Origin of the sequence: Plantactinospora mayteni (genome assembly GCF_016862935.1) — a bacterium.
Classification (GTDB): Bacteria; Actinomycetota; Actinomycetes; order Mycobacteriales; family Micromonosporaceae; genus Plantactinospora; species Plantactinospora mayteni.
This window is the reverse complement of record NZ_BONX01000050.1, coordinates 109,106-121,895: the sequence shown is the minus strand read 5'-3', so window position 1 is coordinate 121,895 and position 12,790 is coordinate 109,106. Positions and strand designations below refer to the sequence as shown.

8 protein-coding genes and 1 pseudogene are annotated in these 12,790 nt (G+C 72.5%); 7 read left to right on the top strand and 2 right to left on the bottom strand.

Features of this window, described 5'->3' with window-relative positions; all coding sequences use genetic code 11:
- Window positions 1–95 precede the first annotated feature (95 nt).
- Window positions 96–476: pseudogene (locus tag Pma05_RS33515) on the top strand (CDP-glycerol glycerophosphotransferase family protein); the annotation flags it as partial.
- A 78-nt stretch (window positions 477–554) separates the two neighbouring features.
- Here the strand turns inward: Pma05_RS33515 and Pma05_RS33510 are convergent.
- Complete coding sequence (locus Pma05_RS33510; protein ID WP_203861518.1) at window positions 555–920, bottom strand: winged helix-turn-helix transcriptional regulator; 366 nt, start codon at window positions 918–920, stop codon at window positions 555–557.
- 142 nt (window positions 921–1,062) lie between these two features.
- A complete protein-coding gene (locus Pma05_RS33505) occupies window positions 1,063–2,715 on the bottom strand; it encodes a glycosyltransferase family 2 protein (protein ID WP_203861517.1) in 1,653 nt (550 codons plus the stop codon).
- Between the two features lie 155 nt (window positions 2,716–2,870).
- On the opposite strand from Pma05_RS33505, the gene Pma05_RS33500 reads away from it, so the two are divergent.
- From Pma05_RS33500 to Pma05_RS33475, 6 genes are all read left to right on the top strand, one after another.
- Window positions 2,871–4,955 (top strand): glycosyltransferase family 2 protein, encoded by a 2,085-nt coding sequence (locus tag Pma05_RS33500; protein WP_203861516.1) that lies wholly within the window; start codon window positions 2,871–2,873, stop codon window positions 4,953–4,955.
- A 105-nt stretch (window positions 4,956–5,060) separates the two neighbouring features.
- Window positions 5,061–6,371 (top strand): ABC transporter ATP-binding protein, encoded by a 1,311-nt coding sequence (locus Pma05_RS33495; protein ID WP_203861532.1) that lies wholly within the window; start codon window positions 5,061–5,063, stop codon window positions 6,369–6,371.
- Between the two features lie 67 nt (window positions 6,372–6,438).
- Complete coding sequence (locus Pma05_RS33490) at window positions 6,439–7,608, top strand: hypothetical protein (RefSeq protein WP_203861515.1); 1,170 nt, start codon at window positions 6,439–6,441, stop codon at window positions 7,606–7,608.
- A gap of 206 nt (window positions 7,609–7,814) precedes the next feature.
- Window positions 7,815–9,350 carry a multicopper oxidase family protein gene (locus tag Pma05_RS33485; protein ID WP_203861514.1) on the top strand — a complete coding sequence of 512 codons (1,536 nt, stop codon included), beginning with the start codon at window positions 7,815–7,817 and terminating at the stop codon, window positions 9,348–9,350.
- Between the two features lie 112 nt (window positions 9,351–9,462).
- Entirely contained in the window at window positions 9,463–10,311 is an 849-nt protein-coding gene (locus Pma05_RS33480; RefSeq protein ID WP_203861513.1) for an HAD family hydrolase, read from the top strand.
- A gap of 31 nt (window positions 10,312–10,342) precedes the next feature.
- Window positions 10,343–12,721 (top strand): glycoside hydrolase family 65 protein, encoded by a 2,379-nt coding sequence (locus Pma05_RS33475; RefSeq protein WP_203861512.1) that lies wholly within the window; start codon window positions 10,343–10,345, stop codon window positions 12,719–12,721.
- Window positions 12,722–12,790 lie beyond the last annotated feature (69 nt).

The following is a 12,790-nucleotide window of genomic DNA, read 5'->3' as shown; positions in this document are numbered from 1 at the left end:
CGGCTGACCCGCGGACGCCCGGACCGCCTGCGGCTGACCCGCGGACGCCCGGACCGCCTGCGGCTGACCCGCGGACGCCCGGACCGCCTGCGGCGCCGTCCGGTCGGGAGCGGGTACGGGACGTGACCGATCATCCCTCGATGGAGGATCTCTACCTCGCCGCCGACGTACTGGTCACCGACTACTCGTCCGCGATGTTCGACTACGGCACGCTGGACCGGCCGATCGTGGTCTACGCCCCGGACTGGGCCGAGTACCGGCGCGAGCGCGGGGTCTATCTGGACGTGCTCGCCGAGGCGCCGGGGGTGGCGGTGACGGAATTCCCTGACCTGCTGACGGCGTTCCGGACCGGCGCCGTGGACGCCCCGCCGGCCGCCCTGGCCCGGGAGCGGTTCCGACACCGCTTCTGCGGCCTGGACGACGGCCGGGCGGCCGAGCGGGTGGTCCGACGCGTTCTCCTCGGCGAGCCAGACTGAGCGGGCCGCGACTGCTCACCTTCGTGCGCTACCTCGCCGGCCCGTCGACCAGTTCGGGTCAGCGCCCGGAGCCGGTCGCTAGGAGCCGTCGTCGCCGGGGAGGTGCTCGGTGGCCCAGCGGGAGATCTGCTCCAGGGCGGGCATCAGCGCCTGACCCCGTTCGGTCAACCGGTAGGAGACCGCGATCGGCGGTCCCTCCTGGACCCTCCGGACGATCAGGCCGTGTTCGGCCAGTTCGGTCAGGCGGTCGGAGAGTACGGAGTCGCTGACCCTGCCGACGGCCCGGGAGACCTCACGGAAGCCGGCCGGGCCGGAACGCAGGCTGCCCAGCACCGGGGCTGTCCACCGCTTGCCGAGTATCGCGAAGGCCCGGGACAGCGCGGCGTCCGCCTGCGCGCAGCGCTCCGGGCCGTGCACCTCGGGGGTCGGCCTGGTCGGCGACATGCCGAAATACTATCGCTCCCGATGTCACTAGCATTTCAGCAGCGTGACGTCGCTGCCGAGCAGGGTCGAGCAGACCCGTCGGTGGTCGTACACACGTTCTATCCACAACCTGTGGATAGAACGTGTGTACGACGGTGGGTCGTCAGTCGACCGGGGCGGTGGGGCGGCGTACCCGCTGCCGGACCCGGTCGGCGGCGAGTCCGGCGTACCGGCCGGCGACGAACCGGGTGGCGGAGGCGAGGGACCGGATGCCGCCGACCGGGATCGTCTCCACCCCGGCCAGGGCCGCCCGCCGGGCCCGCTTGTCCGGCCGGACCACCAGCCGGGACCGGGGCGACACCCACTTGTTCTCCGGCAGCAGCCGCAGGTCGATCGCCCCGAAGTCGTCGCCGCTGACCCAGCGCCGGCCGGCCACCTCGGCGACCACCTCGTCGAGGGCCTCGTCGGGTCGGCGTACCCGGAAGGCGCGGCTGAGCGCCGAGGTGCGCCAGAGCGACAGCCCGTCGTCCGGTGCCGTCGCCCCGATCGGCAGCACCCGGACCAGCCCGACCTGCCACTGGTCGGCGACCGCCACCAGCCGGCGTACGGTGTCCGCGTCGACCCCCAGGTGCGACCCGAGTTCCAGCAGGTACGCCGCGGGGTAGGCGGTCGTCGGTGGCTGCCCGGCCAACTCCACCCGGGGCTCAGACCGGTAGGTCGCGGCGAGCAGTCGCAGGTCCAGCAGCGGGTCGACCAGTACCGAGCGGCGGTCGTCGGTCAGCCCCGCCCAGTCCGCCACCAGTACCACCCGCAGGTCGGTCTGGTCCCCGGCCAGCAGCCGGTCCACACAGGTACGGACCATCTCGTACGGCCCCTCGGCCCGGACCACCGCCACCACCAGCGGTACGGCCCAGTTCCGGTGTGCGGCGGAGCGCAGGTAGCGGGGCTGCGGCATCAGGTCGGCCAGGAACGGCCGGTTGTACCGGCGCAGCGCCTCGCCCCGGGTCATCATGTGCGACGGCCCGAGATGCCAGCTGCGGGCCCGGGGCTCGGGCACGAACACCGCACCCGCCTGGGCCAGCCGGTAGCCGAACTCGGTGTCCTCGCCGAGCCGCAGTTCGGGGTTGAGCCCGCCGGTCTCGGCGTAGAGGCTGCGGGCCAGTGCGGCGGTGGCGCCGACGTGCGCCCGGAAGTTCAGGTGGTCACCGCCGCGGAGCTGGTCGGTGTCGTCGATGAGGCGTTCGACGTACTCGTGCGGCTCGGAGTCGTCGAGCCGGAAGAGCCGGTCGGCGGTGCCGGCCGCGCAGCTCTCGGCGACCTGTTCCGGGCTGGGCCAGTCGGCGTCGACGAAGCGCTTGTAGCCGAGGGTGACCACCTCGTCGCTGACGTGCTGCCAGCGGGCCTGTGCCGCCACGTGCTCCGGGAAGACGACCATGTCCGCGTCGAGCCAGTGCAGGATCTCGCCCTCGCTCTGCTCCGCGCCGACGTGCAGCGCGGCCGACCGGCCCCAGCCGGTGGCGTGGTCGGCGACCCGGAGCAGCCGGCAGTTGTCCGGACGGATCCGGGGCAGCACCAGCGGCGGGTCGCTGCCGTCATCGACCACCACCACCTCCAACATCCCCGACGGGTACGTCTGGGCGCGCAACGCCGCCAGGGTGAGGTCGAGGGAGCGTTGGCAGTCGTGGGCCGGGATGACCAGCGAGACGGACCGGGTCGGCTGCCAGCCGTCCAGCTCGGGTGGGGTGAGTCGACTCCAGTCGTTCCGGAACAACCGGACCGGGGGCTGGGCCGTGCTGGCCCGGGCGCGACTGGACACGCGGCACAGTGTAACTATCTCGTCGCCGAGAGCTGACAATCGCGCGCCGCGTGGCGGGTGTCGGTCGAAATCGGCCGGTTCGTCGACTACTGTAAGTGTCTTCGCGATAGCGCCACGTAGGCTGGCGTCGGTGGTCGGCCGACGAAGGGATCGGCGTGCCAGGCAGGGACGACCCGGAGAAGTACCTCCGCTGGCGGGTTGCCGTCGGCGAACCCGACGGCCGGCGGCGGTGGCCGCTGGTCACGCTCGGCTCCCGACTGACCGAGATACCCGGCCCGCCCGCACCGCACCGGGTGCCCGGGCAGAGCCCGTCGACGCGGATACCCGGCCAGGGCCCGTTGACCCGGATGCCCGGCCAGGGCCCGGCGGCCGGTGCCGACCGGTCCGGAATGGCCCGGCCGGGTCCGGCCTGGCACCGGATGTTCGTCGGCCGGATGGCCGTCGCCGCCCGGTCGGTGACCTGGCTGCGGCATCTGCTCGACCATCCGGTCGGGCTGACCCGGGTACGCCGGGTCACCGTCGCCGTGCAGGACTGGGAGATCCCGCAGCGCGGCTGGTCCGGCCGGCTCGGACCGGTGCCGCACCTGCTCGCCCAGCGGGTCACGCTGCCCCGGCACGACCGGGGCCGGGCGGTGGTCGAGATCGAGCTGCGCTGGTCCGTACCGCTCCGTTCGGTGTTGGCAGCCGTGTTGCCGCTGCTCACCCCGATCCGTCCACTGCCGACCCCGGGCAGTCCGGAGGTGACCGCCCAGGACGTCTTCCCCGGCTGGCTGGGTGCCGGACCCAACCTCGCGGTCGTCGCCGGGGAGTTGCCCGGCAACCCGGCGGTCCGGGCGTACGACCTGGTGCTCCGGCCGGACGGCCGCGACCCGTCGGTGGCCGGGGACGGGGCCGGGACGGCGTACCGGGCCGGGCTGACCGTCGACCGGCTGGGCGTGCCGGACACCGAGGACGGCGGCCGGACCGGGCCGGTACTGCTCGACGCCGAACACGCGGTGCCGGTCGGCCGGTACGGGCCGTTCGGGCCGGCCGCCCCCCGGGCCGAGCTGACCTTCGCCCCGGGACCGGACGGCGGGAGCTGGCGGATCCGGGGACCGGCCGGGCTGGACTGTCAGGGTCGACTCGACCGGCCGTGGCTGACCGAGCAGACCCGGTCGGCACTGGCCGGGATCGGGCTGCTCGACTGCGCCCCGGTACCCGGTGTGCGGCCCCGGGCCGAGGCCGCGTTGCTCCTGCACCTCGCGCTGACCGGCGTACTCGTGCGGGCTCCCGGCCTGCCGGTGTCCTGCCGGGCGCAGTTGGCCGACGAGGTGGTCGAACTGCTCCGCGCCCCGCTGCCCGACCGGCCGACCGGCCGACCCGACCCGCAGACCGAGCTGGACTGGGAGGCCCGGGCGGTACGCCAGCGTCGGGCGGTGTTGCGCCGGCACGCCCGGGGCTTCGCGCTACCCCGGCTGGCGGCGGCCACCTTTCCCGGCCTCGCCGCGCTGCCGTCGGTCTCGGTGCTGCTGGTGACCCGCCGGCTGGAGCACGTCCTCGACGCGGTCGCCACCGTGGCGGCGCAGAGCTATCCGGAGCTGGAGATCGTGCTCTGCCTGCACGGGGTGGGCCTGCCGGTGGAGTTGCGCCAGCGGCTGGCCGACTGCGGGCGGCCGGTCGAGGTCGTCGAGGTACCGGCCGGGCAGAGCTTCGGCGAGGCGATGGTCGCGGCGACCGCCCGGGCCCGGGGAACCCTGGTGACGAAGTTCGACGACGACGACACGTACGGGCCGGAGCACGTCTGGGACCTCGTCCTCGCCCGGCACCACTCCGGCGCGACGATGGTCGGCAAGGCGGCCGAGTTCGTCCATCTCGGCGCGCTGGACACCACCGTACGGCGGGACGCGGGGGCGGCGGAGAGCTTCGCCCCGGTCGTCGCCGGCGGCACGATCCTGATCGGAAGGGGCGACCTGGCCGAGGTCGGCGGCTGGCGGCCGGTGCCGAGTTCGGTCGACCGGGGGCTGATCGACCGGGTCCGCCGGGCCGGCGGGCTGGTCTACCGGACCCATCCGCTCGGCTACGTCTATCAGCGCCGGCCGGCCGGCCACACCTGGGACCCCGGACTGGAGTACTTCCTCCGGGATGGCGGCGCGCAGTGGACCGGACTGCCCCGGCACGCCGAGTTCGGCACCTCCGACACCGAGCCGCCGCCGACCAGCCGGTGGAAGTTGCATCAGCGGAGGTCGAATCGAGTCTGGTAACCGTGATGTCACAACGTGAACATGGCACGTTTACCCGATGGGCTTCTGTGATGATCCTCGTCACAGTCATTCCGGGGCCGGCCATTACGCTGCGGGGAGGTGACGGTGACTACCGTCGCGCTCAAAGACGTCACGAAGGTATTCCCGGATGGGACAGTGGCGGTCGACAACGTCAGTCTCGACGTCAACGACGGCGAGTTCATGGTGTTGCTCGGGCCTTCGGGCTGCGGAAAGTCCACCGTACTCAGGATGGTCGCCGGCCTGGAGGACCCGAGTACCGGCGCCGTGTTGCTCGACGGCGAACTGGCGAACGACCTGCCGCCACGGGAACGCGGAATTGCCATGGTCTTCCAGGATTTCGCGCTGTATCCGCATATGTCGGTGGGCGCGAACATTGCCTTCCCGCTCCGGCTCTCCGGAGTCGAGGAAGGGCCGCGCGGTGAGCGGGTGGCCGACGTGGCGAGTGCGCTCGGCATCGGCGACGTACTCGGCCGCAAGCCCAGCCAACTCTCCGGCGGGCAGCGGCAGCGGGTGGCGATGGGCCGGGCCATCGTCCGGCGCCCCGGGCTGTTCCTGATGGACGAGCCGCTCTCCAACCTGGACAGCGGCCTGCGGGCGGAGCTGCGGGCGGAGATCTCCGGGTTGGTCCGCGAACTCGGGGTCAGCACCATCTACGTCACCCACGACCAGGCCGAGGCGCTGACCATGGCCGACCGGGTGGCGATCATGCGCAAGGGCGTACTCCAGGACGTCGGCACCCCGACCCAGGTGTACGGCCGGCCGGCCACCCTCTACGTCGCCGCGTTCCTGGGCAGCCCCCGGATGAACCTGCTGGAGGCGACCGTCTACGTGCACCTCGACCGGTACGTCACGCTCAACCTCGGTGAGCAGGCGCTCTATCTGCCCTGGGACGACATCCGGGCCCGGGCGGTGGCGCACTACCACGGCGAGCGGATCGTGGTCGGGATGCGGGCCGAGGCGCTGACCCCGGTGGCCCCGGACACGCCGGGCGACGTGTTGCAGGGGCGGATCCGATACCTGGAGCACCACGGGCACGAGTCGCTGGCGTTCCTCGACATCGGGGCGACCGCGATCGTCGTCGACGACCTGGGCGGCCCGGTGACCGACGAGCGTCCCACCGGAGCCGGTCGGGGGCTCCGGCGACTGGGCCAGGTGATGCAGCGGCTGACCGGGCGGGCCGTTGGCCCGGGGCAGCCCGCCCCGGCGGCCCGGGGCGCCCGGGACAGCGTGCTGAACGACCCGGGTCGGCACCACCGGCGCCCGGCCGAACTCGCGGTACGGCTGGCGCCGTATCCGGCGGTCAACTCCGGCCACCCGATGGCCGTCTCGGTACGCATGGACGCGGTGCACTTCTTCGACGAGCGCGGCGACCGGATCGACGTGGGGTGGCGTTGAGCGTCCCACGTCCCTTAACGTCTATCGATTCCCCGTCCATGGTGGTCCCTCGTTAGGAGATCCGCTCGTGTCACAGGAACGACCCGGCCTGCTCGTGATCGAGCGGATTCTCCGCGACCGGCAGAGTGTGTGGCAGCAGATCGTCGAAGAGCGCGACCTCAACGGGCTCACCGGCCAGATGCTGGCCAGTTCGGCGATCGCGCTGGCCTGTTACGGCGCCGTACTCGGTGCCTTCCACAGTGTCCTGATGGCCCTGACCTCGGCGGTGAAGCTGCCGCTGCTGTTCCTGGTCACCCTGGCCATCTGCCTGCCCACGCTGTACCTGTTCAACCTGGTCTTCGGGGCCCGGCTGTCGGTCCGGCAGGCCATCTCGATGGTGATGGTGGCGATCACGGTCACCTCGATGCTGGCCGTGGCGTTCGCGCCGATCAGCCTCTTCTTTCTGATCACCGCGCCGGACTACGCCTTCTTCAAGCTGCTCAACGTGGCGATCCTGACCCTGTCGGCGCTGGTCGGGCTCCGCTTCCTGACCGGTGGCATGCAGGTGCTCAACGCGCACGGCCTGCTCGCTCCGACCGCCGCCGCCACCGCCGGCCAGCCGGCCGCCGTCGTGGGTGCCGGCCAACCGGCGGTGCAGCCGGCCGGGGCCGCCCCGGGTAGCGCCTGGGTGGCGCCCCAGCCGGTCGCGGTACCCCAGCAGGTGCCGGTCGCGGTCGGTGCGGTGAACGGCGAGGCCCCGGCGACTACGGCCAACGGGGACGGGCCGACCCCGCCCGTCCAGCCCGCACCCGTGACGCCCGCCCAGCCCGTACCGGCCACGCCCGCCCAGCCGGCGGTCGCCACTCCGGCTCCGGCCGAGGCGACGGCTCCCGTACCGGCGGCTCCGGTCCAGCCGGCGCCGGCACAGCTGGTGCCAGGCCAGCCGGCCACGATGCAGGTGGTGCCGGGCCCGGTCCAGCCGGCGCCCGGGCAGTTCGTGCCGCAGTACGGCTACCGCGCGGCCGACCCGTACCCGATCGGCCGGCCGGGAGCGGCGCAGTCCCCGTCCGGCGGCCCCCGTCCGGCGAGCATGACGCTGCTCTACATCTGGATCCTGTTGTTCGGGTTCGTCGGCACCCAGTTGGCCTGGACACTGCGACCGTTCTTCGGCGACCCGGAGCAGCCGTACGCGTTCTTCCGCAGCATCGACGGCAACTTCTACGCGGAGATCCTGCGTAGCCTGGGCAGCCTCTTCTGAGGCCGCCCGGGGCCGTGCCGGTTGTCGCCGTCCCGGCGTGCGGCAGCCGATGTGTCGTCGCCGGTCCCGGTGGGGTTGCGGCTCCCCGGAGAGGCGTGTCCGGGTCTCCCTGAACCGTCCCTGAGTTCCGTCGCCCGGGATGGACGACGCCCCAATACGAAGGCAGGCTACATGTAGTCATCTGAGTTATGGGGAGGTGTCGGAAAATGGCCGGCGGGGGATCACGGCTCTGGCTCCGGGTGCTGCTCGGAGTCTTCTCGGTCGCACTGCTGCTCTGCGGGGTCGGCACGGCGGTGGGCACCTGGGTCTGGACCGGGAAGGTCGTCGACACCCGTGGGGAGGTCGACTTCGTCAACCGGCTCGCCGTACCGCCGCTTGCCGAGTCGCGGATCGACGGGCAGGGGCGCCGGGTCTTCGACCTGCGGGCCCAGCCCGGCCAGCGCGACTTCGGCCAGGGCGGCCCGACCGCCACGTGGGGCTTCAACGGCGACTACCTGGGACCGACCCTGCGGGCCAAGCGCGGCGAGCAGGTGCTGGTCAACGTGGTCAACGGGGTCGGCCGGCCGACCAGCGTGCACTGGCACGGCATGCACCTGCCGGCGGTGATGGACGGCGGCCCGCACCAGATGGTCCGGCCCGGCGCGACCTGGTCGCCGTACTGGAAGGTCGACCAGCCCGCCGCCACGCTCTGGTACCACCCGCACCCGCACGGCGAGACCGCCGAGCACGTCTACCGGGGACTGGCCGGGATGTTCATCCTGGACGACGAGCCGTCGGCCGCGCTGGCACTGCCCCGCCGGTACGGCGTCGACGACATCCCGGTGATCGTGCAGGACCGGAAGTTCGAGTCCGACGGGCGACTCGACGAGGCGAACTCCGAGCTGGGCGGGATCGGCATCCTCGGCGACACCCTGCTGGTCAACGGGACGGTCGGGCCGTACCTGGACGTCAGCACCGAACGGGTCCGGCTGCGGCTGCTCAACGGCTCCAACGCCCGGACGTACGACTTCGGGTTCGCCGACAACCGCGCCTTCGAGCTGATCGGCACCGACGGCGGCCTGCTGGAACGTCCGCACCGGACCGGCCGGATCCGGCTCTCGCCCGGCGAGCGGGCCGAGGTCGTGGTGTCGATGCTGCCGGCCGAGCGGGTGGTGCTGCGCAGCTATCCGCCGAACCAGGGGATCGACTTCGTCAACGACCGCTTCACCGGCGGCGACGACACGTTCGACGTACTCGAACTGCGGGCCGCCGCCAGCCTCGCGACGTCACCGGAGGTGCCGGACCGGCTGGTACCGGTCGAGCGGCTCGACCCGGCGTCGGCCGCCGAGACCCGCCGGTTCCGGCTGAGCGGGCGCCAGATCAACGGTCGGCGGATGGATCTGGACCGGATCGACTTCGCGGTCACCCGGGGCAGCACCGAGGTCTGGGAGATCGAGAAGCAGGACGGTACGCCGCACAGCTTCCACGTGCACGACGTGCAGTTCCAGGTGCTCTCGGTGGACGGTCGGGAACCCCCGCCGGAGTTGGCCGGCTGGAAGGACACCGTGCTGCTCACCGCCGGCGACTCGATCCGGATCATCGCCCGGTTCGCCGACTACCCCGACCCGAACATGCCGTACATGTTCCACTGCCACCTGCTCTATCACGAGGACCAGGGCATGATGGGGCAGTTCGTGGTGGTCGAGCCGGGCCAGCGACCGGGGCGGCCACCGAGCGGGCCCGGACACGCCCAGCACGGCTGAGCGAGCGGGCTCCCCCCGGTGACCTCGGTCGCCGGAGGGAGCCGTCCGGCGCATCGGCGTGGCCGAACCGGAAACCGTGCCGCGCGATGCCTTCCCGGTTAGGTTGTTAGGCGTGTTGGGCCTACCCGCGCACGTGACCGCTTGTCTCTTCGACCTCGACGGTGTGTTGACCCAGACCGCCCGGGTGCACAACGCCGCCTGGGCGGAGACCTTCGACGACTTCCTCCGGCGTCGCGCCGAGGCGACCGGCGAGCCGTTCCGGCCGTACGACCCCGGCGACGACTACAACCGGTACGTCGACGGCCGTCCCCGGGCCGACGGGGTGCGGACGTTCCTCGCCTCCCGGCAGATCACCCTGCCGGAGGGCGAGCCGGACGACCCGCCGACCGTCGACACCGTCAACGGGGTCGGCAACCGGAAGAACGTCGTCCTGCTCCAGCGGATCCACGATGACGGTGTCCTGCCGTACCAGGGATCGGTGGACTACCTGCACGCCGCGCGCGCGGCCGGGCTGCGCCGGGCCGTCGTCTCGGCCAGTGCCAACGCCCGGGACGTGATTGCGGCGGCCGGCCTCGAACCCCTGGTCGAGGCCCGGGTGGACGGCGTGGTCGCCCGGCTGAGCGGGCTGCGCGGCAAGCCCCATCCGGACACCTTCCTGGCCGGCGCCGAACTGCTCGGGGTCCGCCCCGACCAGGCGGTGGTCTTCGAGGACGCGCTGGCCGGGGTGGCGGCGGGCCGGGCCGGCGACTTCGGTTACGTGGTCGGGGTCGACCGGGTGGGCCAGGCGGACGCGTTGCGCGAACACGGCGCCGACATCGTGGTACGCGACCTGTCCGAACTACTCACCGAGGCGGATGGCGGCGACTCCGACCGCCACGGTGGCCCGGCGGCGACGGAGCGAGCGGCGACCGGTCGGGGTGCTGCCGGAAGAGCGGACGCCGGGCCGGAGGTGCTCCGGTGACCGCGCGGAGGCTGACTGCGAGGAGGCGCCGATGATCCGGGAACGGGCCTATCCCGTCGAGCCCTGGCACGTCCGGGAGACCCGGCTCGACCTGGACGTACTCGCCCAGTCCGAGTCGGTGTTCGCGCTCTCCAACGGGCACATCGGGCTGCGCGGCAACCTCGACGAGGGCGAGCCGCACGGCCTGCCGGGGACGTACCTGAACTCCTTCTACGAGCTGCGGCCACTGCCGTACGCGGAGGCGGGCTACGGCTTCCCCGAGTCCGGCCAGACGATCGTCAACGTCACCAACGGCAAGCCGATCCGGCTGCTCGTGGACGACGAGCCCTTCGACGTCCGGTACGGCGAACTGCTCAGCCACGAGCGGGTGCTCGACCTGCGCGGCGGCACCCTGCAACGGTCGGTCGAGTGGCGCTCCCCGGCCGGGCGTACGGTGCGGATCTGCTCGACCCGGCTGGTCTCGTTCACCCAGCGCTCGGTGGCGGCGATCGAATACCGGGTGGAGCCGGTCGACGGGCCGATGCGGCTGATCGTCCAGTCGGAACTGGTCGCCAACGAGCAGTTGCCGGCGCAGAGCCGGGACCCCCGGGTGGCGGCGGTGCTGGAGTCGCCGTTGCAGTCCGAGGAGCACCTCGTGCACAGCGACGGCGCGCTGCTGATCCACCGCACCAAGGCGAGCGGGCTGCGGGTGGCCGTCTCGATGAGCCACGAGGTGCACGGGCCGGAACGCAAGCTGGTCGGCACCGAGGCGTACGAGGACTGGGCCCGGACCACCGTCACCTCCGTGATCAAGCCGGGTGAGGAGCTTCGGCTGGTCAAGTTCGTCGCGTACGGCTGGTCGAGCCGGCGGTCCCGCCCGGCGCTGCGCGACCAGGTGGCGGCGGCGCTGGCCGGCGCCAAGTTCTCCGGCTGGGACGGGCTCTGCACCGAGCAGCGCGGCTATCTCGACACCTTCTGGGACGACTCCGACGTGCGGGTCGAGGGCGATCCGGAGGTGCAGCAGGCGGTCCGGTTCGGACTCTTCCACGTGCTCCAGGCCGGCGCCCGGGCCGAGCTTCGGCCGATCGCGGCCAAGGGCCTGACCGGGCCGGGCTACGACGGGCACGCGTTCTGGGACACCGAGACCTTCGTGCTTCCGGTGCTGACCTACACCCTGCCGTCGGCGGTCGCCTCCGCGCTGCGCTGGCGGCACTCCACCCTGCACCTGGCCCAGGAGCGGGCCCGGACGCTGGGACTGCGCGGCGCCGCGTTCCCGTGGCGGACCATCCGGGGCCAGGAGACCTCGGCGTACTGGCCGGCCGGCACCGCCGGGTTCCACATCGCGGCCGACATCGCCGACGCGGTACGCCGGTACGTGCAGGCGACCGACGACCAGCAGTTCGAACGCGAGGTCGGGCTCGAACTGCTGGTGGAGACCGCCCGCCTCTGGCAGTCCCTCGGGCACCACGACCGGCACGGCCGGTTCCACCTGGACGGGGTGACCGGTCCGGACGAGTACACGGCGGTGAAGAACGACAACGTCTACACCAACCTGATGGCCCAGCGGAACCTGCTGGCCGCCGCCGACGCCGCCACCCGGCACGGCGAGGAAGCCTGGAAACTCGGTGTCGACGACGAGGAGACGGCCGCCTGGCGGGACGCCGCGCACGACATGCACCTGCCGTACGACCCGGAGCTGGGCGTGCACCCGCAGGTGGAGGGCTTCACCCGGTTCCAGGAGTGGGACTTCGCGAACACCCCGCCGGAGCAGTACCCGCTGCTGCTCAACTATCCCTACTTCGACCTGTACCGGAAACAGGTGATCAAGCAGGCCGATCTGGTGCTGGCGATGCACTGGCGCGGCGACGCGTTCAGCGACGAGGAGAAGGCGGCCAACTTCGCCTACTACGAGCGGCGTACGGTCCGCGACTCGTCGTTGTCGGCCTGCACCCAGGCGGTACTGGCGGCCGAGACCGGGCACCTCGAACTCGCGCACGACTATCTGGGCGAGGCGGCCCTGATGGACCTGCACGACCTCAACCAGAACACCCGGGACGGTGTGCACGTCGCCTCGCTGGCCGGGGCCTGGATCGCCCTGGTGGCCGGGTTCGGCGGCATGCGTGACCACACCGAGACGCTCTCCTTCGCACCTCGGCTGCCGAGCCGGATCGACCGGTTGGAGTTCTCGCTCCGCTATCGGGGCGTGCACCTGCGGGTCGACGTCCGGCCGCGCGAGGCGACGTACTCGCTGCGCGACGGCGTGCCGGACGACGCCCTGGAGTTGCTGCACCACGGTGAGAAGCTCCGGGTCACCTGCCTGGAGTCGGTGACCCGGCCGATCCCGCCGGCCCGCCCGGTGGGCCCGCAGCCCGCCCAGCCGGCCGGCCGCGCCCCCGTCCGCCGCGCCCCGGAAAGCGAGCCGACAACCTGACCCGGCGGAAACTCCCAGATCTTGACGACTTCTCGTCGCCCCGACAGCGAGAAGTCGTCAAGATCTGAT

Coding starts and splice junctions, on each gene's coding strand:
- Pma05_RS33510 (WP_203861518.1), bottom strand. CDS start 920: ATGTCGCCGACCAGGCCGACCCCCGAGGTGCACGGCCCGGAGCGCTGC.
- Pma05_RS33485 (WP_203861514.1), top strand. CDS start 7,815: ATGGCCGGCGGGGGATCACGGCTCTGGCTCCGGGTGCTGCTCGGAGTC.
- Pma05_RS33475 (WP_203861512.1), top strand. CDS start 10,343: ATGATCCGGGAACGGGCCTATCCCGTCGAGCCCTGGCACGTCCGGGAG.